Consider the following 22,745-nt stretch of genomic DNA (forward strand, 5'->3'; position numbering starts at 1 on the left):
TTATAGAAACGTCATTAGTGTTCTAGTTCGCCAGTCATGGCAATTTATCTTGCTGCGGTTGAATGTAGAAGTTCAAACCATAGCGCTTTGTATGATAAGTGAAACGCCGCTGAGCGCGAGCATGGTTAACGCCAGTAACCGTACCGATGCAGCAGGCACGCGAGCTGCAAGTAAACGACCAAGTCGAGTGAAGATGAGAACGACTGGAATAGCAAAAACTGCCGAGAATAATACTTCCTTCGATGGTAGTGTGCCAAAAGGCACGATGGCAAGACGTGTAAGTGCTGTAACGCTAAACACAGCGAGCAACGTAATTCGGATTTCGTTGATTGGCCATGTTTGGCGGTAACACTGAAACACCACGGGAGGGCCGAAAGTAGAGAAAAGACCGCCGAGTAACCCGCCTAACGCGCCAGCAATACAAAAACCATAAGCGCGACCCGACGGTTTTGCACGTTTGCGCTTTACCAATAACAGGCCACAGCAGCTAAGAGTTGCAAGGCCTAGCAGCAAGTTTAGCCAGGTTTCCATTCCCATAGACAGGTATTCCAACAGCGCATATCCAACGGCCATAAAGGGAATGCCGCTCAACAATATCACGGTGAACGCGCGCTTGTTTATCTGATTTGTATTTTTAGCTACCAGGCTTACAGAATTAAACAGGCTTAAAAAACTTACCATAAATGTAGTGGCGGTAAGAGGTAAGATGCCAAACAAGGTGAAACTCGACACAACCATAAGGCCAAAACCAAACCCGCTTAACGTTTGCAATAACGTGGCAAGGCCTAAAAGCCCGAACATGGGAAGCAGTGTTTCCAAAAGCATCTCGTTTAATTCCTGCAATGTATGTGATTTATATCAAAAATGCGCTACAACTCTAATTTATGATATGACAAAAAATTCAGCGTTTAGGTTATGGCTTCTGTCTTAATCTGAATGCCATCACAAACTCAGCGGTCCAACGTTTGCCACTAAGCTCTGTTTCCTACCAGTTGCCAAAAAATTAAAGCAGCGAATTGTAGAGCGCAGATGGAAGCGACGCGATATATTACCTAGCGAGTTTAATTTGGCCAATAAATAGAAATGAATGACTTAGCGGTAAGGTGTAAGATTATCTGGCCTGGATTGGGCGTTGCTACCATTACAGGTATGGCGGCACTTTTTTTAAGCGAGCATTACAATGCGCCGGCTATGTTATTTGCACTTCTTTTAGGCATGGCAGTGTCGTTTTTGTATCAAAACGAAACATCTTGCGCTTGTGGCATTGATTTCTCGGCAAGTACCCTGCTTAGAGTGGGAGTGGTGCTACTTGGGCTTCGCATCGCACTAGGCGATTTGGCCGTTCTGGGGTGGCAAACGGCACTTATGCTGGCAGTGGCTATTCTTACCACAATAATGCTAGGCGTTTGTCTTGCTAAAGCGTTTGGTCTTCAAAAGCGTTTTGGTGCACTAACTGGTGGCTCTGTAGCTATTTGCGGGGCGTCAGCGGCACTCGCTATTTCCACGATTCTCCCCAGAAGTGAAAACCACGAACGGGACACATTGCTCACGGTTATAGGTGTAACCGCGATGTCGACCATTGCCATGGTTCTTTATCCCATTGTGGTAGCGCAGTTTGGCATGAACGACACAGAAGCCGGCATCTTCTTGGGCGGTACTATTCACGACGTGGCTCAAGTGGTAGGGGCGGGTTACTCTGTGTCAAACAGCGCAGGTGATATGGCAACGCTTACAAAACTGGTGCGGGTGGCCATGCTGATGCCCGTTGTACTGGCTATGATGATGGTTTTTCGGCATTTCTACAAAGTCAAAAACCAACCCGATGGTACACAAGTGCCTAAAATGCCTCTTTTTTTAGTGGGTTTTATTGCGTTGATGCTACTCAATAGTTTTGTCACTTTGCCTGAGTTTATTGTAGATGCAGGCACGCAAGTTTCGCGCTTCTTCTTGATAATTTCCATTACGGCAATAGGAATGAAGTCGAACCTTGGCAAACTCGCTGAGGTCGGTGTACTGCCAATTGTGATGATTGTGGTAGAAACGCTATGGATTGCCCTTGTTATTCTTGGGTATTTGTACACGATGTAGTGACTTGCATGTTGCAGTATGCGCGTAATGCTCGTTCGCAACGTGTGCTGCTAGCATTACATTTATTGCCCAAGAGTTATGATTGAAATAAACAATCGAATTTTAATGCATCAGTTTTTTGGCTTCCTGCCGATAATCATTTTAGAACGCTACTTCAGACTAATGGTTAAGTGGCCTAAATATCTGTTACTCTGATTAAAATATCTCTATAAAAAATATATCGGTAATTACACATGTTTGTATCTCGCACTAAATACGAAGAAAAAGAATCACAAGTACGCCTTCTAGAGACACGGGTTCAAGAAGCGCTAGAGAAAATTGATGCCCTTGAAGCTGAAAAGAGCGATCTATTAAACACCATCGAAGCATCGAGCAGTCAACATGGCGCGTCGAACGATTCTGTTGTTATGAAGTGTATTGTCGATTCAATGCGTCAGTTTGAAAGTATACGTGAGACGGTACTTAGTACCTACGAGCGCATAGATGCTGAAAATCAATCGGTGGCAAATATAAACGAGTTGTTTAGCGACTCGGCTGCTACGTTAAGCAAAATTGTTTCAGATATGAGCGGACTGAATGTGCAAATGGGCAGCATGAGCGAGCGAATCTCTGGCCTATCGACAACAGCAGACAATATCAATAAATTCGTGACTACTATCACCAGTATTTCAGACCAAACTAACTTACTAGCACTGAATGCCGCCATTGAAGCTGCGCGTGCAGGTGATGCAGGGCGAGGGTTCAGCGTTGTTGCAGATGAAGTTCGTGCTCTGGCAACCGAAACCAATAAATCAGCGACAGAAGTGTCTGAGCTTGTTAACGGTATTATTCAGTCCACATCTAAAGCCGTGTCAGGTGTAAACGAGCTACGTGGTAATAATGAACAGCTAGAAACAGGCATCAACCAGCTTAACGGTAGCTACGAAGCTATGGTGCAGCACTGCGAAAGCATGAAGTCGACTATTAGCGACGGTGCCATTGCAACGTTTATTCAGACCGTAAAACTTGATCACGTGGTATGGAAAGCAGATATTTATGCAGCGCTATGCGGTTATAGCAATAAGTCTGTGTCTGAACTTGGCGATCACACGAGCTCTCGTTTGGGTCATTGGTACAGTGATAATGCAAATAAATCTATTGGCCAAACAACTACGTTTAGAGAAATTGAAGCCCCTCATGCTAAAGTGCATCGTTGCGGTATTGAAGCTGTGCAAGCCATGCAAAGTGGCAATCATGCAGAAGCTGACGCCAAACTGATTGAAATGGAGCAAGCCAGCGAACGAGTACTTACTTTACTTGACCGACTCGTTGGTTAACCTAGTAATTGCGAGCAATCGCAAACAGTCTACGTGCACTGCGGCGCTCAAATTTTGTTGAGCGCCTGCAATAAAATTTTAAAAGCTGCTTTCCCTTCACTTAGCTATGCAAAAGTGCTCCTTGCACTTAAAAACCTCACTAGCGTTAAGCTGCTGCGTCACAAAACGCGTCAGACTCGATGAAGTCTCTGCAAACGATCAATTTGGAAGCACAGTGTTAATAAGCAAGCTTAAGTGTAGGTATTGAATTTAATACTTTTTACGCGCAATAGATACCATTATCAATAGCAAGGTGTTCATAAGATCTTCAATTCTTATTAGGGCTTTGCAAAGGGTTGTTATAAAAGGGGCGAGCAAAAAATTCGCGTCTTACGCAAGCACTCAAATGAGTTTAAAGCTGTCAAAGTAATTCACCTGGTATATTATTCTAAAGTATAAAGTGCTTTTCTTAATGTTTGAAAAAATATAGTCTTTCGCTAATTTTTTGCTCCTCCTAGACAGCGCTTTTTAATGTTCTAGTCTTAGAAGAGATTTATTTTTTTCACTGTCTAACGGATGACTGCTTTTTTACATGGAGAAAGGCCCTGATGAGAAATAATCAGCCGGTTACCCAAAAAGAATATAAATTCCCTAAACATCATCGCCTCATTTCTTCCACAGATAGGCGCGGTGTTATACAGCATTGCAATAGCGCATTCGTAGAAACAAGTGGTTATAGCCGCGAAGAGCTTATTGGCAAAAATCACAATTTAATTCGCCACCCTGACATGCCTGCGCCAGTTTTCAAAGAAATGTGGCGCACATTAGAATCAGGCAAAAGCTGGTTAGGCGTAGTAAAAAACAGACGAAAAAATGGCGATCATTATTGGGTGTCGGCATTTGTAACCCCTGTTTATGAAAACAAAACGATAGTGGGCTATGAGTCTGTGCGCATCCCGGCGTCAGAAGGTGAGATACAGCGTGCATCGAGTATTTATGCAAGAATGCAAGCGGGTAAGTCAGCCGTTTCTTTAACGGCTCGTATTTCAAAGACACTGACACATTTGGCACCTTCTATTTTAGTCAGTGCCTTAACCGTCCTCACTCTTGGCCTGACTCACGGTGCCTTGGCCGCTGGCATTACACTGTTAGGAGCAATTGTTTTAATGGTTGCTCAAGAAGTAAAGTCAAAAAAAGACTGGAGCGATGTACTTTCTATAAGCCCGGAAAGTTACGCTAACGAAACAGTTGCGCTTACATATTTCCCAGACGCTACGCACATTAGCCAAGTGAAACTAGCGCTTGCCTGTGAGCTTGCTCGAAACCGTACGGCGCTTACGCGAATTAAGGACGCCTCATCAGGTCTTGAAAAAATAGCAAATACAACGCATGAGCAAGCCGAAAATACGAGCGCGGCAGTGGTTCAACAAAACCAGGCGACTCAGCAAATAGCCTCTGCGGTTACACAAATGAGTCAAGCTATTCAGGAAGTCGCGGAACGCGTAGAAAGTAACGCGAAAAGTGCAAAAACGGCAGCCTCAAATGTAGAAACAGGCAATCAAAAAGCAGAGCAGGCTATGCAGGCGATTGTGGCACTTCGTGAAGCCGTTGAGTCAATCTCCACCACTGTGACCGAGCTTGCTCAATCGACCAGTGATATTGGTGAAGCCGCCAATATTATCTCAACGATTGCCGAGCAAACAAACCTGCTTGCTTTGAACGCGGCAATTGAAGCGGCAAGAGCGGGAGAGCAGGGAAGAGGGTTCGCCGTGGTTGCCGATGAGGTGCGTACACTGGCATCTAAAACCCGTGAATCTACCGATAAAATTCACAATATTATTACTGAATTAGCTGAGCGCTCTGACCGCGCAGTACGAGTTTCGACAGAAGGTCTAGCCTCAGCTGAGCACGGCAGTGCCATTGTAGAAGAAACGCGGGGTGCACTGTTTGAAATAAATAATGCTGTTAAGGGTATCGCGGATGCCACGGTTGAAATGTCATCTGCCGTTGAAGAGCAAAGTACAGTGGCTGAGCACATAAACCAACAGTTGGTAGAAGTGGCCGACGGCGCGTCTGAAACCCAGCGTTCATCAGAAGCATCGCTAGCGGCAAGTCATGATTTACGCTCTACAGTAAATCAGGTGCACGAGCTTATTTTACGTTTCAGCACTGATAAACGAGTGGGAGAGTAATACTCTCCCTGTAAGCAGAAGGCAATTGCCTATCGGTGCTTTTTCAGTGGGTTTGATACAAGCCTTTTGAACCCGAAACAGCACTATAGGCCTAGGTCTTGATTAGTTCGTATTAAGCCCCGCATGCAGAGCTCGTTTGTATGCGGCAACGGCTGGGAATAGCGAAACTAAATAAGTACACCCTAATATCAGCACAATAATTATAACGCTGCTTTGACCGAACAGCGGGCTACTTAAGAAAAGACCGTAGCTACTGCTTAACCAAGGTTTAAGTGCGTTCATTATTCCAGCCACTAACCCAACACTTAACCCAGCACTAACGATGGCAAGCAGCATGGCTTCAATTTGTATAAGCAAGAGCAAGGTAAAGGGGCCTGCGCCTATAGTGCGCAATACCGCAATTTCTTGATAGCGTTCTCGCATGGTTGCTAAAAGCATGGTAGCTAGGCCAATAAGCGCACAAATAACTATTAGGCCCGAAAGGCCCAGCAGCAAGGCTTCTACGTTCCCCATAATTTGCCAAAGCTCAGCAAGCGCCATGCCCGGCAGTATAGCCATTAAGGGCTCTTTTTTACTTTGGTTTATTTGATACTGTAATTGCAGTGCAGTAACGCGATGTTTGAGGCCCAGCATCACAACAGACACTGACTCAGGCGTAAACGCTTCGCTGTTGTAAGCTGGATGTTCTGCGGTATCTTCGTCATGCTCATGCTCATGCTCATGCTCATGCTCATGCTCATGCTCATGGTCTTTTTTATCGCTAGCCTTTCGGCCTAGCATTGACGTACGCAGTTGCTTTGGGCCAGTGTGCGCCTCTTCTAACCCCTGTAAAGTGACATACACAGCCTTATCTGCGGGAGTACCGGTTTTCTCTAAAACGCCCGAAATAGTGAAAGGATGATCATCGTGGTTGTTAAACGAGACACTACCTAACCCGTGGGAAATTACTATCTTATCGCCTACCTTGTAGCCTAGCGACGCCGCAATATCTGCGCCTACTACCGTGGATAAAGGCTGAGCGAAGGCTGTCCCTGCCGACAGTTCAAGTGACTGCATATCACCGTATTTAAAGTGGTCGAAAAAGCTGTTGGTGGTGCCAACAACTCTAAAGCCTCTATGGGTATCACCCAATGAAAGGGGAATTATCCACGAGACCTGCTTATTAGATTTAAGCGATGCAATACTTTTGTACTCAATTCCCTTTGTTGGCGTGCCTATGTTAAACACCGACGACAATAGCAGGTTTAGCTGGCCACTTGGGGCGCCAACAATTAGGTCCACACCTGAAACCGTGCGCGTAAAACTGGTCTTTACTTGGCTTCGAATAATGTCCACACATAGAAGCAAACTAATGCTAATGGTGATGCTGAGCAGTGTAAGCAATGCGGTTGTTTTTCTGCGCTTTAAGCTTTCTATGGCAATAGTACTTAGCATTACCCTCTCCCTTGCGCTTGTTCAGCTGTGGCGTATTTAGAGTCTGCTTGTTCTATATTCGAACTTTGGTTTAAATCATTAATACTACAGTGGCGGTCGAAGTAGCTCTCCATCGCTTTATCGTGGCTTACAAAGATCATCGTGCTTTGCGCTGCCACTTCTTTTAACAGCGACATAAAGCTATCGCGTGCATCTGTGTCTAGCGCCGAGGTTGGCTCATCGACTACTAACAGCTGTGGGTCATTAATAAGTGCTCGTGCTATGGCGACGCGCTGCTGTTGTCCAATACTGAGTGCATCGGCTTTTGCATGTAATACTTGGGAAGGTAACTGAAGCCTGTCTAATAAATGGTGAATTTTGGCATCGTTATCCTTCTTACTTGTGTCGGCACTGGCAAAATAAGCCGCGGCATTAATGTTTTGCGCAACGGAAAGATAAGGGATCAGGTTAAACTGTTGGAATACAACGCCGATGTTGCGTGCCCTAAACTTGTCTCGCTGCCTATTCGATAAAGAGGAAAAAGGCTGCTCAAGTAAGGCTATGCTGCCGCGGGTTGGTGTGAGCGTGCCGCACAGTAAATTCAGGAGCGTGCTCTTTCCGCTACCTGAAGGGCCTGAAAGAAAAACATGCTCGCCTTGAGACACTTGCCAGCTTGCAATGTCTATAACGGGGGCGCTTTCCTTAGCGTATGAAAACTGTAAATTGCTTACTTCTATGGCAGTTTTTAACTGCGATGGAGTGTTGTTGTTATTGATTGTACTCACGCTACGCCCGACCTGTGTTTACGTCTTTTATTCACATTAGCAAAGGTAACCCGTCTGTTCACCCAGCTAAAAACCAAGTAAGAAAAAATTACCGCTTTAAAGTTATGTTATCAAATAACACTGCTTCGTATAGCTATGTTATCAGATCTCATCATTTCAAAGCGGCAGTTGCTCTTGCTAAATATGAATCACATCGACGTAAATAAGGGGTGCGTTTAAACAATCAGCCGTTAGCCTGTAGTTTTACAACTTCTGCGCTTTCGTCTTCTAGTACGCTTTCTGCCGTAGCACCTTTAAAAATTTTGCTAATTTTATCTTTGTTTTTAGACAGCATAATCGTGAGTTCTTCTACCACGCTGTCATCTAATTTGACGCCTTTTGCAAGAATGTAGTCGGCAAGGTTGTCTGCTGCGTCGAGCATTTTGTCGTACTGATCGGCTTCTTTTTTGTCGGTAGTTACCAATTTTTCTACCCCTTTGTGCGTAACAACATACTGTGTGGTAATGGCCATGGTAGGTCCCCTGTTTATTAAAGACAAAAAAACTGTACAGTAATTTACTGTATAAATAAACAGTATTTTAATTATAAGTTCGAGTTTATAAATCGAGGGAAGGGCAACGCGCTGTTTTAAAGGTGATTAATGCTTGTGCAATTAGCAACAGCTGCGTATAATGCGCGCCCTTACAGCCATCCCAATTCGTTCCTTGTCTCCATACAGTCGGCTGTACTGTCGAGGCTACAACCGTAAGGAGCTATAATGCGTCATTACGAAATCGTATTTATGGTTCACCCTGATCAGAGTGAACAAGTACCTGGTATGATCGAGCGTTATACCACAATCCTAAAGCAAGACGGTGGTCAGATTCATCGTTTAGAAGATTGGGGCCGTCGTCAACTGGCTTACCCAATTGAAAAGCTGCACAAAGCCCACTACGTACTAATCAATGCTGAAGCATCTGCAGAAGCTGTTGATGAATTGGAAAATGCTTTCCGTTTCAACGACGTGATCCTACGTAACATGGTAATGCGCACTAAGACTGCTGTGACTGAGCCTTCTCCAATGATGAAAGAAGAGCCTCGTCGTGAGCGTCGTGACGATTCTGCTCCTCGCCAAGATCGCGCGGAAAAGAAAACTGAAACCACTGAAGACAACGCTTAAGGAGATCACCCATGGCTCGTTTTTTCAGACGTCGTAAGTTCTGCCGTTTCACTGCAGAAGGTGTGACTGAGATTGATTACAAAGATATCGCTACTCTTAAGAACTACATCACTGAGAGCGGTAAAATTGTCCCTAGCCGTATTACTGGTACAAGCGCAAAATATCAGCGTCAGCTGTCTTCTGCGATCAAGCGCGCACGTTTCCTTGCGTTGCTTCCGTACACTGATTCACACAAGTAATTTGGCGAATATAAGGGTTAGCTAAGATGAATATCATCCTACTAGATAAAATCGCCAACCTTGGCGGCCTGGGCGACCAAGTGACTGTTAAGTCTGGTTACGCTCGTAACTTCCTTTTCCCACAGGGTAAAGCGGTTCCTGCAACTAAAGACAACGTTGAAAAGTTCGAAGCACGTCGTGCTGAGCTTGAAGCGAAAATTGCTGAGCAACTAGCTGCTGCTAACGCACGCGCTGAGAAAATTGCTGAGCTTGCTGAAGTTACAATCGCAGCGCCTGCTGGTGACGAAGGTAAACTATTTGGCTCTGTTGGTACTCGTGATATCGCTGATGCAATCACTGCAGCTGGCGTTGAAGTACAAAAAGCAGAAGTTAAACTACCTACTGGTACTCTTCGTGAAACTGGTGAGTATGACATCGACTTACAACTTCACTCTGACGTTATCACTTCAATCAAAGTGATCATCATTGCTGAAGCGTAATCGCTGACGTATTTGAAAAAGCCGCTCAATGAGCGGCTTTTTTTTGCTTAAAGTTTCCTATCTGATATCGAAATTTACTTCTACCCCACTGTACTCACTCTCCATATCGCCCTATTTTTCAGCGCGTAAATGCCTTTAACCTTATTCACTCTCGCGATGCTTATTTATATATTGGTGTAACTAAATATGTCCAACGCCGACAAATAACCCATTTTTCAAGTCCATTCATCTGCGATAAATAACGTTTTTTAAACGCTTTATAAACGAAATGTTAATAATCGCTGAAAATCTTATTGTCGTGGCTTTAAACTTTTTCTGTCACTCGTGCGACCTATAGTAGACCAGACAATAAAAAGCATAAGTGCCATATTATGGACATTACAAAGCAAGCAATAAAAAACGCGACCGGGGTGGGTATTGGAATAACGCTGCTGGTATTTCTGGGTTTATATAGCCTGTTTAATTTACCTGTGCAGCTATTTCCCGATATTGAACGACCGAATATTAATATTCAGACATCGTGGCGCGCTGCGTCTCCTCAAGAGATAGAGTCAGAGATTATCGAGCCACAAGAGGAAGTGCTGCAAGGCATTCCTGGTCTTGAGTCGATGAATGCATGGGCAAACCAAGGCGGAGCGTGGATTAACCTAGAGTTTGGTCTTGAAACCGATATGCAGAAAACGCTAATTGAAGTGATCAGCCGCATGAATCGGGTACCGCCGTTACCTCGCGACGCCCTGTCGCCTAATATTATGCTGGCAGGAAGCGGCGGTGATGCGCCTGCACTGACCTACTTCTTTCTACAGCGTCTACCTGGTAACCCCAACGAAATAAACACATACGTTACCTTTTTTACCGATGTTATTAAGCCACAGCTTGAATCGATTCCAGGCGTTGCAAGAGCGCGTATGGAAAGCGGTGTTGGTGGTGTAGAAGAGTTTCAAATTGTCTTCGATCCATTCAAAGCCGCACAATTAGGTATCGACTTAACGGCGGTGGCCAATGAGCTGGGTCGTGCTAATGATATTTCTGGCGGTTTTGTGGATGTGGGGAGAAGACGCTACACCCTGCGTTTTGAAGGTCGCTACGATCCTACTCAAATGGGCGAAATGATTCTTGAATGGCGAGACGGCAGCCCTATTACGTTAAATGATATTGCCGAGATAAAGATTACCCGCGCGGATGGCGCTAATTACAGCGTGCAAAACGGCAACCCAGCAATCTCTATTCGTGTAGACAGACAAAATAACGCGAATGTCTTAGCTACGCTGGAAGCCGTAAAAGACAAGGTAGCGCAGATAAACGAGCGAGACTTAGCACCAGAGCAGCTTGTGATGGCGCAAAGTTTTGATGCGTCGGTGTTTATTTACAGAGCAGTTCAACTGGTTACCAGTAATCTGTTTATTGGTGTCATACTTGCCATCGCTGTCTTGTGGCTGTTTATGCGTCAGTTACGCGCTACGCTGATTGTTGCGCTCGCTATTCCTATCTCGTTACTCAGCACCTTTGTGGTTCTTCAACTTACCGGGCGCTCGTTAAACATCATTTCACTGGCAGGCCTAGCCTTTGCAGTAGGTATGGTGTTAGATGCAGCCATAGTGGTGCTTGAGAATATTGTTCGAACCCGAAATAGTTCACAAGACAAAGAAGGCAGCATTGAGGATAGCGCGCACCGCGGTACCAAAGAAGTGTTTGGTGCGCTAATGGCTTCAACGGCAACAACCGTCGCCATATTTATTCCCGTCATGTTCTTAGAAGATGTTGAAGGACAGCTTTTTGCAGACCTTGCACTTACCATTGCTATTGCGGTGTGCATGTCGTTAATTGTCGCTGTAACCGTATTACCTGTTGTCGCTGCTCGCTACCTTAGCGGTTCCATGCCAAAAGACAGCCTACAGCGGGTATGGGCCAAGATAACTCGAACAATTATGTCGCTTTCTAGCACACCGCTTCGCCGCATTGTTCTTGTGATAACGCTTATGGGTGTACCTATTACGGGTAGCGTTTTGCTTATGCCCTCAATGGATTACCTTCCCCCTGTAAAGCGCGACGCAGTGGATGCCTTTTTAAGTTTACCTGCCGGTGCCAGCGAGAACTTCATCAGCGAAGAAGTGATGCCAATAATTGTAGAGCGCCTAAAGCCGTACATGGATGGCGAAAAGCAGCCTGCACTTAAGAATTACTACATTATTACTTGGCCTAATGGCGGAACGTTGGGCGTACGCGTTAAAGATCAGTCCAAGGTTAAAGAACTTGAAACTATTGTGCGCGATGAAATCTTGAAAGATTTACCGGATACGCAAACTTTCTCGCAGCAAGGTAATTTATTTGGGGGCTTCGGTAACGGCCGGTCGATTGATATTCATCTTCAAGGCACCGACCAGACTATGCTTGGCATTGCTGCACAGGCAGGGTTAGACAAGTTACGAGAAGTATTCCCTAATGCCAACGCACGCTCGAACCCTCCTTTAGAGCAAGCCGAACCAGAGCTGCGCTTTTACCCTAACGACAGTCGCATGATGGAAGTAGGGTTAAACAGAGGAAGCATGGGGAATTTAGTTCGTGCCATGGGCGATGGAATGTACGTGGGCGAGTACTTCGATGGCACCAAGCGTATGAATATCATTTTCCGCTCTGCGCCTTGGTACACCCCTGAAGACTTAAACAGTACACCTGTGATGACGCCGTCAGGCGAAGTCGTTCAACTGGGTGAGCTAGTGGGAATTGAACGCGCCGTGGGTCCAAGCCGAATACAGCGTATTGATGGACGTCGCACATTAACGCTTAATGTTAATCCACCCGAGGGCATGAGCCTTGAAGAAGCCATGGAGGTGATCACGTCTGAAGTTGAGCCAACGATTATGGCAATGATGCCTACCGACGGCGCCATCAACTACGGCGGTAGCGCAGATAGCCTTAAAGGTGCTATTGCGTCAATGGCTGACAATTTCCTATTCGCCATGGTGTTGTTACTACTTTTAATGGCAGGGCTGTTTAAATCGTTAAAAGACAGTGTGCTCGTAGTACTTTCAATTCCTTTGGCCACAGTCGGTGGTGTGATAGCCATTCGCATCATGAATACTTTCACGTTCCAGCCAATGGACTTATTGACCATGATTGGCTTTATTATTTTGCTAGGCCTTGTTGTAAATAATGCCATCTTGTTGGTTCACCAAACACGACTGGGAGAACAAAAAGGGATGTCTAGAGATGAGGCAGTTGAGCAAGCTATTACGCTTCGCTTACGCCCTATCTTTATGAGCACGTTAACTTCTATATTCGGTATGTTGCCATTACTGCTATTACCCGGTGCTGGCAGTGTCATCTATCGCGGCCTAGCCGCCGTTATTGTGGGGGGAATGACGGTAAGTACCATATTCACTTTACTGCTATTGCCTACTTTATTGCGCATGACGGCAACACGTTCTGCGGCAAAATCTACTTTATCGAAGATTGAATCGTCTATTGCCCCGCCAATCACATCGCCAACCGCGAAACAAAATAAATATAACGACCATGTGTAAGGAAAAAATAACCATGAAAGCAATTACTTCCACCATAGCCTTTAGTTTTTGTGCCTTACTCACAACCAGTGCTTCGCTAAGTGCATACGCACAAGAAGAAAACCAGCCGCCGCCGGTGTTGGTGCAAATTGACGAGGCGAGGGAGCAGGCAATATCTCAATTGACTTGGGTTCCTGGAACGGTGCTAAGTGCAATTGATGCAAATCTTGCTTCTGAAGTTGATGGCAGAATTACATGGATGGCCGATGTGGGCGATGTGGTTGAAGCCGGTGAGCCTTTGGTAAAAGTTGACGATACGCGTTTAGTTATAACCCGTAATCAAAATGCGTCAAATGTGGCTAGATGGCAGTCTCAGGTTGAGCTTTTCACAAAGCGTTTAGCGCGTTATCAAGACTTACAGGCTAAACAAAACACGTCCAGAGGTGAGCTAGAGGAAGTCGAAGCTGATTTAGAAAACGCCAAGCAAGAGCTTGCACAAGCCAAATTAGACTTGGAATTCACAGAGTATCAAATTGCCCAAAGCAGCATTCGCGCGCCGTTTACGGCGTTGGTGGTTGATAGGCTGCAGTCGCCGGGGGAATACACAGGAGTGGGGCAAACCTTACTTCGCGTGGTTAATCCTGATAGCGTTGAAGTGCAAGTTAGAGCGCCGTTAAACGTGCTGCCGTATATTGAAAATGGCATGAATGTGAGCGTTCACAACAATGTAAACCAAGTGGAAGAGTCCATTCGTGCCATTGTGCCTGTGGGTAACAGTATATCTAGAATGATGGAGCTTAGAATTGCGATTAACCCGGGTGATTTTCCTATCGGCAGCGCAGTAAGAGTGGCTTTACCTAGTAGCGATACGCACGATGGTGTAACCATTCCTCGCGATGCATTAGTGCTTAGAAAGTCGGGCACCTTTATCTATCAACTTAACGAGAACAATGAAGCCGAACAAGTCAAAGTGACCACAGGCGTTGGAATGGGCGATAGAATTGAAGTATTTGGTAAGGTAAACCCCAAGCGTTCTGTAGTGGTAAGAGGGGCTGAGCGATTACGCGCAGGGCAGAAAGTGCGGTACAACAACACGCCCGATTCATTAACAGCAAAGAATTAGGCGAATTGAGGAGCAATTTGTTAAGAGAGACTCGCTATACACATTGGTGTTAGTTACAGGTTATGAAACGTCTTTCTTAGACATAATTGTTACAAATTCTATGTGGCACTCATTTATTCACGTTCTACAATAGGCATCATTGTAAAAGTACTCGCAATGCCTGCTTAACGTAAAAGTTATGCAAAGTGTTAAAGAGTAATGTTGGTAAAGACCAAGATTTTTGGAACACCCGCACTTTGCATGGCTACACACAGCACGCACAAATAAATCGATAAGCAGGAAGTAAAGCTAATCTTGAAGGTAATGATGACAAGCAGTTTGAAAGGATGGGTGAAAGTAGTTGTAGTGCCTTTAACGTCAGTGGCAATTGCAGCAAGCATTATTACAGGGTGCGCCACACCCAATCATGTTACCCAAATTAATGGTGAACAATCTGTTGTTAAATTTACGGATGAACCTGGCTATGAGGGCAGATTCAGCAATTTGTATGACGGCTTTAAAGCTTATCCTGTTACCTGTGAAGAGAATTGTTACCCCGCTTCTCCTGACATTGATTGTGAAGGTGAGATGCAAGATTGTCTGTTCATAGGCAAGAATCCAGAGGTTACGCTAAACACAGGCTTTTCAATAAAATGGCTAGGGCACGCGAGCTTCATCCTAAACACAGCAAGTGGTGAGCAAGTACTTATCGACCCAGTGTTTGGCCAGTTTGATTGGCCCGTGAACTGGGCTTTTCGATTATCAGAAGGCTTTAACCGTAACGCACCAGCGGCCGTTAGTGAGGAAAAGCTTGCCCAGACTGATGCGGTGGTGTATTCCCATATCCATTACGATCATTTCAATAAAGCTGATATTGCTGAGTTAGGGCCTAAACCTTCGTATTTGGTTCCTTTGGGGTTTGCAGAACACTTTCCAGATGATGGATATACCATAAATGAAATGGCCTGGTATGCCAGTTCTAGCATTGGGAAAACCACGGTGCATTTTGTGCCAGCGCATCATTTTAGCAGCCGTATTTGGGTGCCATATTTATATGAAGATAATGATGAGACACTATGGGGCGGCTGGATATTTGAACATGAAGGTAGTACGCTGTTTTTCGCTGGTGATACCGGCTATTCCCCTCACTTTAAAGATATTAAAGCGCGTTTCGGTGAGATTGATGTTTGTCTGTTGCCTATCGCGTCTTACTTCAGCGAGTCATCACCAAGGTGGTATCGAAAAGTACATACTACTCCTGAGGATGCAATTATTGCTGCTAGGGACTTGGGCTGCAAAGCGGTGGTACCTTGGGGCTATGGAAACGCAACGTGGATGATGGGAGATAAGTCATCACATTCGGCGCTGTTTCGTTTATTGCACATGAAGGCACAGCTTAACCCATCTATGCCATGGCTTATCATGAATGAAGGCGACAGCATGTCATTTTAGTGGGTGGTTTTTACTTAGGCCGCTTACCAGCTGTTTCGCTTTTTATTGATTGGCTTATCAATTAACTTGCCTAGTTTCATCAGTGTGGTTATTCTTTACCCACATAAGTACTGGTGTCATTTTTCAAGGATTGAAGATGTCTGAACTAAAAAGCGTCGCTTTTATTGCCTTATCGGTTGTTTGCTGTGGTTATCTTGGGGTGTGGGCTTACCTTCTTAACGAGAAACCCTTACAAAAACCTGCCCCTTACAATACCTGCATAGACAATTGCACAATTAATGTGGAATACCAACTTTCTGAGTCCTATCAGCATTCTTTAATGCATAGCGCACTTAATCAAATCTTCCAGTCTTATACGGAAGAAGAGGTGGGGTATTACGTCTCTTGTAACTCAAACAGGTGTGCGCTTTGGGTTTATGTGAATACTCCCTCGAAGCTCGCGCCTATTCTCCGTCGTTTAGAAAATGAAGTCACCCCACTTTTTGACAACGAATCTCATCGCTTTAATGACGAGTACGACGGTGCTACCTATTCCCACTATTCGCTTTATTTGAAATTTTACGGCATTTTTCGCGCCATTCATCATCAAGTACGTCAAGTTTAGCAAGCATGTCTGCTAAGGCACTGTCAGTTTTAGTATGAGCGCACTGCATCAGTGTGTGTACATTTACGGTATTATCTTCGCGATGAAGCAGGGTTACTGGGTCGCCAACGTTAATTTTTCCTGTTTTGACAACGCGATAATACCAGCCAGTGATACCACGCTCGCCAACAAATCGGTCTAAATTGGGAATGTCGAAACGTTGAGATATTTTATTGCAGGGCGCGCGCGGCGCACTCACTTGCAACTCTACGTCACCGAACTTCCAGATATCGCCAATATAAACGGTGGCATCATCCATGCCGTCCACACTAATGTTTTCACCAATGCTACCTGATGAAAAATCCCCTTCTGGGAAATGTTTTCTTAACGTTAGGTAGTTGGTTGGATTGAATTGATGCAGCACTTTTTCGGGGCCGCCGTGAAGACGTTTGTTGGCCTGCTCGTCTTCTTCGGTACAGTCTATATGTACCGTTAATGAATCAACAGCGCTTTTTACAATGCTACTAGGTGCTCCACGAGGACCTAGCGGCTGCGGTTTTCCAGCGAACAGAGCATTAACAGTAAAGGTGCTAGACATGGTATCTCCGAAAAAAAATTTTGTGCATTTAAACCTTTCTACTATAGGGTACGACTAACCTTATAACACTAACAAGTGCTAATCAGCACCACAAATAACAAAGAGAAAAGAATGGAACACACACAACAACGTGTTGTACACGCCAATGTGGTGTTTGGTAACAAAGGCGAAAACGAACTGATATCCAGAGCGAAAGGGGGCGATAAACAAGCGTTTAGGTCGCTCTATGATACGCATATCGGTCGAGTTTATGCGTTGTGTTATCGGCTTACAGGTGAAAAGGGAATGGCAGAGGACGCGTCGCAAGAAGTTTTTATACAGCTGTGGAAGAAGCTAGATAACTTCGACGGGCAAAGCCAGTTTTCCACATGGTTACACAGCGTTACAGCGAACATTACTATTTCTTACATACGCAAGCAGAAAGGATGGGTGCAGCGCATGTTTAACTTGGAAAGCAGTGGTATTAATGAAATGCCCGCTGAACAAAATAGCACAGACATAGATTTAGAAGCATTAGTTGTCCGTCTACCTGAAAGGGCTCGTATGGTGTTTGTACTGCACGCGCTTGAAGGTTACCGACATGAAGACATAGCCAGCATGTTAAATATGGCCGTTGGCTCAAGCAAAGCGCAGTTTTTTCGCGCTAAGCAATTATTGAAAGATTTTATGGGGGTCAATGATGAGTAATTTTGACGACAAGCTTGCTCAACATATTTCTGGGCTTGATAAAGAAAAGCAGCCTGAGCGTGATCTTTGGCGTGGTATCGAGCTAGGTATTGCGTCGCAGCAGAGCGTAAGCGCAGAAGAGCAAGAATCATCATCGAAGGTTACACCAAGGCAGTGGATGGCGATAGCGGCAAGTGTGTGTTTAGTAACTGTGCTGTGGCTGTCTGCCCCATTAGCTTTTAAACCTGATGAAAGTCGAAGCGATAGCTATGCGCTTATTGATGCCATGAGCACGCAACAAAAACAGCAAGTAAACAGTTTGCTTGCAAGCTACGAAAGCACACCCGCTTTGACGCAAGATTGGCAAGAACAGTTAAAAGAATTAGATGACGCAGCAGATGTTATTAAAGCTGCGCTGAAAGACGATCCAGATAACTCAGCATTAATCAAAATGCTGCATCACGTATATCAACAGCAAATTGCCTTAATTGAGCGAGTGCACGCGCCAAAGTGGCAGCAAATTTAAGAAGGGTATAACTATGACTACAGATAATAAAAATGCATGTTCGCACACGCTTAAGCGCGCTTTAACAGCAAAGGTGTTGCTACCGGCCGTGCTACTCACTATGACCACAGCAGCCTTTGCTGGAGAAAAAGTAGATAAAACTATTGATACGTCGTCGTCGCCAAAAATCGATATTGAACATATTGATGGTAACGCTGACATTAGAGTATGGGACAAATCACAGGTTCGAGTTACGGGTGAATTGGGCGATCAAACCGAAGAGTTTATCTTTGAAAGACGTGGCGATGTAGTGGTGATTCACGTTGAAGTGAAACGTCAATCGAAAAGCTGGTACCAGAAAAGTCGAGATGGTGACGACTTAGTTATATATGTACCTGCTGAGAGTGACCTTCACTACACCGCTGTCAATGCCGATATCGTTGCTCAGGGCATTACCAAAGCAGTAGATGTGGAAGTGGTAAACGGTGATGTCACGCTAAAAGATGTTGGTGAGCGCGTTGAAGTTGAGTCGGTGAATGGCGATATAATGTTAGAAAACGTTAGAGGCCGATTAGAAGCGGAAACGGTGAATGGCGAAATTGAAGCATCGCACGAAGGAGATACTCCTGTTAGTTTTGCTTCTGTGAATGGTAAGTTATCTATTACCTCTAATAGCCCAGATGTGTCAGTAGAAACCGTTAATGGCCGAATAGATGTTGCATTACAAGCGGTCGACGCATTGCAGATTAACACCGTTAATGGACGCACTTACGCACGCTTAGGCCTTAATAAAAACGGCAGCGTAAAAGCGAATTCTGTGGGTGGAGCAATGGAATTTGTATTTCAAGACGGTGTTTCTGCACAGTTTGATATAGAAACCCATGCAGGCGGTAATATTGTAAACAACGTTAGTGATGAAAAGGCGCAAAAGCCTAAGTATGGTCCAGGCAGATGGCTGCGCTTCATCCACAATGGTGGAGCAGCAAATGTGGACATCTCAACCGTGCACGGTCGCATTGAAATAGACCAAAAGTGAATAAGCTATAGACAACGCAATTGAGCGTTTAGGTTGAAAAATGCCATTTAGACCACATTTATTAATTAGGCATGTGGTAATTCTTAAAAAAGCTGCACGTAGTTGCAGCTTTTTTGTTTGGTCGCTAAAACGGCGCAATTTAACGTTTATAGAGAACGAAATTGTGCGCTAGTCGGTCAACATTGCAGTGATAAGTCAGTTGATCTTTACCTTTGTTTATCACGTTAAACTAATTGTTTTTTCTATTATTTTTTTGCATGGAGAGAAAATTGAGTATTGTAGGACACGTCAAAAGGTTTTGGCGCTTTCATAGCCTTATTATAGGTGCCTTTGGATTATGCGCGTTAACGTTAGGCTGCGCGGTTCAAGAGTCAGCCTATTATGAAGGGACATGGGTGGTGACTAAAGCTTACAGCGTTGGAGTGTCGGCGCATTCTTCATCAGCGTCAGAACAGTTTCTGGGCCGCTCAATGACCTATTCCCCGGAGTTGGCAAAGTTAGATCAAGCGGTGTGCGAGTCACCTATTTATTTAACCAAGAGTATCAGTAACGACGATTTCTACAGCGCTTTCAAAGCGACACCATCTTCCTTAGGCTTCAGTGAAGACAGCATTACCGAGGTCAGTTTGTCTTGTGTTGATGGTCTAGCAAACATTGGCTCTACGCTTGTCTTTCAAGAGAATAGCAACACATACACGATGGTCGACGGGACCTTTTTAAAGCTAGAAAAAACACTTTAAACACTGCTGCCTTTTTGCGCTTTCGAGATAAAAGAGCTGCTTCGTCTGTTGAGTGATGGGCAGTAAAAGCGCATAATATCCAACTGACTTTTGTGCATTGGTATAGGTTCATTCGTGGCGTCTGCGTCTAAAAACGATAAAAATGTTGAGAAATTGAAGGTTCCACCTCATAGCATTGAGGCTGAGCAATCTGTTTTAGGCAGCATGCTTATCGACCCAGAGAGCTGGGACAAGGTCGCAGAGCTTGTAACCGATAACGATTTCTACAATCGCTCCCATCAAATTATCTTTCGTGCAATTACGCGTTTGCTCAACAGTAGTCAGCCCATTGACCTTATTACGGTGTCAGAAGAGCTGGAAAAACACGACGAGCTAGAAGACGCAGGTGGTTTCGCTTACTTAGGGGAACTTGCCAAAAATACCCCAAGCTCTGCAAACGTGGTGTCTTACGCGCAAATTATTAGTGAGCGCGCAATCACGCGTGAACTTATCGGCGTTGCCCATGAAATTGCTGAAGTGGGCTATAACCCTGAAGGCAGAGACAGTGCAGATATTCTCGACTTGGCGGAAAGCAAAGTATTTGAAATTGCCGAGCGCCGCACAGGAGAAAATGAAGGGCCTCGTGATGTTGAGTCTATTCTAGGAAAAACCATTGACCGTCTTGAGGAATTGGTAAAGACCAATAAAGAGGTTACCGGTGTCACAACAGGCTTTACTGACTTGGATAAAATGACCAGCGGTATGCAGCCTTCAGACCTCATCATTGTGGCAGCCCGTCCTTCGATGGGTAAAACAACCTTCGCCATGAACTTGATTGAAAACGCCATGATGGCGGAAGATAAGCCAGTACTTGTTTTCAGTCTTGAAATGCCCTCGGAACAGATCATGATGCGTATGCTGGCATCACTTAGCCGAGTGGATCAAACCAAAATTCGTACCGCGCAGTTAGACGATGAAGATTGGGCGCGTATCTCAAATACCATGGCCATGCTTAAAGACAAAGACAGTCTTTTCGTAGACGATTCGTCAGGTCTTACGCCTATGGATGTGCGAAGCCGTGCTCGAAAGCTGGCCCGTGAACGCGGCGGTATAAGTCTTATTATGGTGGATTACCTTCAGCTGATGCGCGTACCCTCGTTAAGCGATAATCGTACGCTTGAAATCGCGGAGATATCTCGCTCACTGAAAGCGTTGGCTAAAGAACTTGAAGTGCCCGTTGTGGCGCTTTCGCAGCTAAACCGTACTCTAGAACAGCGTGCAGATAAACGCCCGGTTAACTCTGACCTTCGTGAATCAGGTTCAATCGAGCAGGATGCCGACCTTATTATGTTTATTTACCGTGACGAGGTGTATCACGAAAACAGTGAATACAAAGGCATCGCAGAAATTATCATTGGTAAACAGCGTAATGGCCCTATTGGGACGTGCCGATTGACCTTCCAAGGGCAGTTCTCGCGTTTCGATAATTACGCAGGCCCAGCTATTGCTGACGAGTACTAAAGCACGGTTCACCTAATTGCAAAGAGGTGCCATCAAGAACCTTCGGTATCTTTCATATTTCTCAATACTAACACTAACCGCCTATTCAGGTTTGACTTACAAGATTGAAATTTAAGCAATAAAAAAGGCGCCTTTCAGCGCCTTTTTCAATTCATTAGTTATGAATTATTTTTCTTCAGCTACTTTAACAGTGTCTCTCACTGTTACTGAAATACGGCGGTTTACACGGTGCGCTTCAGCGTTTTGAGCTGGGTCTAGAAGCTGAGATTCACCATAACCGATTGTCTCTAAACGAGAACCATCGATACCGTACATGTCTACCATCACTTCTTTGAAGTTAGCAGCACGACGCTTAGAAAGGTCCATGTTGTATGCTTCAGTACCTGGTGCTGACGTGTGACCTTCGATTACTGCAGTTGTTGACGGATACTGCTTCATGAATTCAGCGAATTCAGAAATTTCTGGATCTCTAGGCATTTTAACCACAGCACTTTCGTTGTCGAATAGAACGCGTAGTGTAATTTCTACTGTCTCTTCATCAAACACTGTACAACCTTTGGCGTCAACTTTTACGCCAGCAGGTGTGTCAGGGCACATATCTTTGCTGTCTTCAACGCCGTCGTTGTCAGAGTCTTTAACTTTGATCGCACATCCTGTTGCATCTACGCGCGTTCCGGCTGGCGTGTTAGGACACTGGTCAACACTGTTAAGTACGCCGTCGTTGTCGTCATCGATGCTACAGCCAGTCGCGTCAACACGAACACCCGCTGGTGTCATTGGGCACTGGTCTTTACCATCTACAACGCCATCGTTGTCGCTGTCTCTAGGTGCAGAAGGTGTTGATTTACCAAATGGGATAGCAAGACCAACCTTAACACTGAAATCATTGTAGTCTTCGCCGAAGTCGTGATATGTCGCAATTTCAGTTACTAACTTAACGCTTTCGTGGATATCCCAGTGCTTACCAATACCAATGTTACCAAGGGTCGTAGACTCGCCTACGGCTTGACGCTTAACACCACCAAATAGATACCATACATCGTTTGGCAAGAAATATAGTGCATCAACACCAACCATTTCGCCGTCAGCTTCTTGGTTTGAGCCGTAATCAAGATCTAACTTCGTAATTTCAATACGCGCCGCCCAGCTTTGTGTGAAACGGAAACCGTACTCTCCAGTGATACCTTGACCATCATCGTAAACGCCGCCTTCAGTGAGTGCTAGCGGACGAGAATCATCGGTGTTGTAGTACATGCCAGACAAACCAATCCAGTTTTTGTATGCTGGTTCTGAAGAGTCTTGAGCAAAAGCACTGGTAGATGAAATTACAGCAAGAGATAGCGCTGCCATTTTGAAGTGTTGTTTCATAGTCACATCCTGTTTAACGTTGAGTGATTATCGATTTTTGAT

General features: G+C 45.0%; 20 protein-coding genes. 14 read left to right on the forward strand and 6 right to left on the reverse strand.

All coding sequences use genetic code 11. From position 1 onward, the window contains the following. Positions 1–72: 72 nt before the first annotated feature. Positions 73–825 (reverse strand): TSUP family transporter, encoded by a 753-nt coding sequence (locus tag ACHUFN_RS10900; protein WP_394222409.1) that lies wholly within the window; start codon positions 823–825, stop codon positions 73–75. Positions 826–1,083: 258 nt separating this feature from the next. Here ACHUFN_RS10900 and ACHUFN_RS10905 point away from each other — a divergent pair, with 258 nt between their 5' ends. From ACHUFN_RS10905 to ACHUFN_RS10915, 3 genes are all read left to right on the forward strand, one after another. Continuing rightward, positions 1,084–2,088 carry a YeiH family protein gene (locus ACHUFN_RS10905; protein ID WP_394222411.1) on the forward strand — a complete coding sequence of 335 codons (1,005 nt, stop codon included), beginning with the start codon at positions 1,084–1,086 and terminating at the stop codon, positions 2,086–2,088. 233 nt (positions 2,089–2,321) lie between these two features. After that, complete coding sequence (locus ACHUFN_RS10910; protein WP_394222412.1) at positions 2,322–3,404, forward strand: methyl-accepting chemotaxis protein; 1,083 nt, start codon at positions 2,322–2,324, stop codon at positions 3,402–3,404. 587 nt (positions 3,405–3,991) lie between these two features. Beyond that, on the forward strand, positions 3,992–5,575 hold the full coding sequence (locus tag ACHUFN_RS10915) for a methyl-accepting chemotaxis protein (protein WP_394222413.1): 1,584 nt from the start codon (positions 3,992–3,994) through the stop codon (positions 5,573–5,575). A gap of 102 nt (positions 5,576–5,677) precedes the next feature. Here ACHUFN_RS10915 and ACHUFN_RS10920 read toward each other — a convergent pair whose 3' ends face one another. From ACHUFN_RS10920 to ACHUFN_RS10930, 3 genes are all read right to left on the reverse strand, one after another. Further along, entirely contained in the window at positions 5,678–7,009 is a 1,332-nt protein-coding gene (locus tag ACHUFN_RS10920; RefSeq protein WP_394222414.1) for an ABC transporter permease, read from the reverse strand. Then, on the reverse strand, positions 7,009–7,773 hold the full coding sequence (locus ACHUFN_RS10925) for an ABC transporter ATP-binding protein (RefSeq protein WP_394222415.1): 765 nt from the start codon (positions 7,771–7,773) through the stop codon (positions 7,009–7,011). Before ACHUFN_RS10925 ends, ACHUFN_RS10920 begins: the two co-directional genes overlap by 1 nt. A gap of 223 nt (positions 7,774–7,996) precedes the next feature. Continuing rightward, positions 7,997–8,284: a YebG family protein gene (locus tag ACHUFN_RS10930; protein WP_394222416.1), complete on the reverse strand. Its 288-nt coding sequence runs from the start codon at positions 8,282–8,284 to the stop codon at positions 7,997–7,999. A 246-nt stretch (positions 8,285–8,530) separates the two neighbouring features. Here ACHUFN_RS10930 and rpsF point away from each other — a divergent pair, with 246 nt between their 5' ends. The 6 genes from rpsF (at position 8,531) to ACHUFN_RS10960 (ending at position 15,707) form a co-directional block, all read left to right on the forward strand. Then, positions 8,531–8,932, forward strand: coding sequence for a 30S ribosomal protein S6 (gene rpsF, locus ACHUFN_RS10935; protein ID WP_014951120.1), 402 nt, complete (start codon positions 8,531–8,533; stop codon positions 8,930–8,932). A gap of 11 nt (positions 8,933–8,943) precedes the next feature. Further along, positions 8,944–9,171, forward strand: coding sequence for a 30S ribosomal protein S18 (gene rpsR, locus ACHUFN_RS10940; RefSeq protein ID WP_012519954.1), 228 nt, complete (start codon positions 8,944–8,946; stop codon positions 9,169–9,171). 26 nt (positions 9,172–9,197) lie between these two features. Continuing rightward, positions 9,198–9,650, forward strand: a complete 453-nt coding sequence (gene rplI, locus ACHUFN_RS10945) for a 50S ribosomal protein L9 (RefSeq protein ID WP_394222417.1) — start codon at positions 9,198–9,200, stop codon at positions 9,648–9,650. Between the two features lie 371 nt (positions 9,651–10,021). After that, a complete protein-coding gene (locus ACHUFN_RS10950) occupies positions 10,022–13,174 on the forward strand; it encodes an efflux RND transporter permease subunit (protein ID WP_394222418.1) in 3,153 nt (1,050 codons plus the stop codon). 13 nt (positions 13,175–13,187) lie between these two features. Next, positions 13,188–14,276 carry an efflux RND transporter periplasmic adaptor subunit gene (locus ACHUFN_RS10955; RefSeq protein WP_394222419.1) on the forward strand — a complete coding sequence of 363 codons (1,089 nt, stop codon included), beginning with the start codon at positions 13,188–13,190 and terminating at the stop codon, positions 14,274–14,276. Positions 14,277–14,579: 303 nt separating this feature from the next. Then, entirely contained in the window at positions 14,580–15,707 is a 1,128-nt protein-coding gene (locus ACHUFN_RS10960) for an MBL fold metallo-hydrolase (RefSeq protein WP_394222420.1), read from the forward strand. Between the two features lie 524 nt (positions 15,708–16,231). On the opposite strand, the gene ACHUFN_RS10965 is transcribed toward ACHUFN_RS10960, so the two are convergent. Next, positions 16,232–16,888, reverse strand: a complete 657-nt coding sequence (locus tag ACHUFN_RS10965) for an MOSC domain-containing protein (protein ID WP_394222421.1) — start codon at positions 16,886–16,888, stop codon at positions 16,232–16,234. Between the two features lie 111 nt (positions 16,889–16,999). Here ACHUFN_RS10965 and ACHUFN_RS10970 point away from each other — a divergent pair, with 111 nt between their 5' ends. The 5 genes from ACHUFN_RS10970 (at position 17,000) to dnaB (ending at position 21,335) form a co-directional block, all read left to right on the forward strand. Beyond that, positions 17,000–17,575, forward strand: coding sequence for an RNA polymerase sigma factor (locus ACHUFN_RS10970; protein WP_394222422.1), 576 nt, complete (start codon positions 17,000–17,002; stop codon positions 17,573–17,575). Next, the gene (locus ACHUFN_RS10975) at positions 17,568–18,080 is read left to right on the forward strand and encodes a hypothetical protein (protein ID WP_394222490.1); all 513 of its coding nucleotides are present in this window, start codon (positions 17,568–17,570) and stop codon (positions 18,078–18,080) included. Before ACHUFN_RS10970 ends, ACHUFN_RS10975 begins: the two co-directional genes overlap by 8 nt. A 13-nt stretch (positions 18,081–18,093) precedes the next feature. Further along, positions 18,094–19,095, forward strand: coding sequence for a DUF4097 family beta strand repeat-containing protein (locus ACHUFN_RS10980; RefSeq protein WP_394222423.1), 1,002 nt, complete (start codon positions 18,094–18,096; stop codon positions 19,093–19,095). A gap of 269 nt (positions 19,096–19,364) precedes the next feature. Further along, positions 19,365–19,835, forward strand: a complete 471-nt coding sequence (locus ACHUFN_RS10985; RefSeq protein ID WP_394222424.1) for a hypothetical protein — start codon at positions 19,365–19,367, stop codon at positions 19,833–19,835. A 114-nt stretch (positions 19,836–19,949) separates the two neighbouring features. Beyond that, entirely contained in the window at positions 19,950–21,335 is a 1,386-nt protein-coding gene (gene dnaB / locus ACHUFN_RS10990) for a replicative DNA helicase (protein ID WP_014999870.1), read from the forward strand. 165 nt (positions 21,336–21,500) lie between these two features. Here dnaB and ACHUFN_RS10995 read toward each other — a convergent pair whose 3' ends face one another. Continuing rightward, the gene (locus ACHUFN_RS10995) at positions 21,501–22,703 is read right to left on the reverse strand and encodes an OmpA family protein (protein WP_394222425.1); all 1,203 of its coding nucleotides are present in this window, start codon (positions 22,701–22,703) and stop codon (positions 21,501–21,503) included. Between the last annotated feature and the right edge of the window lie 42 nt (positions 22,704–22,745).

The organism is Alteromonas gracilis, assembly GCF_043642145.1.
Classification (GTDB): domain Bacteria; phylum Pseudomonadota; class Gammaproteobacteria; order Enterobacterales; family Alteromonadaceae; genus Alteromonas; species Alteromonas gracilis_B.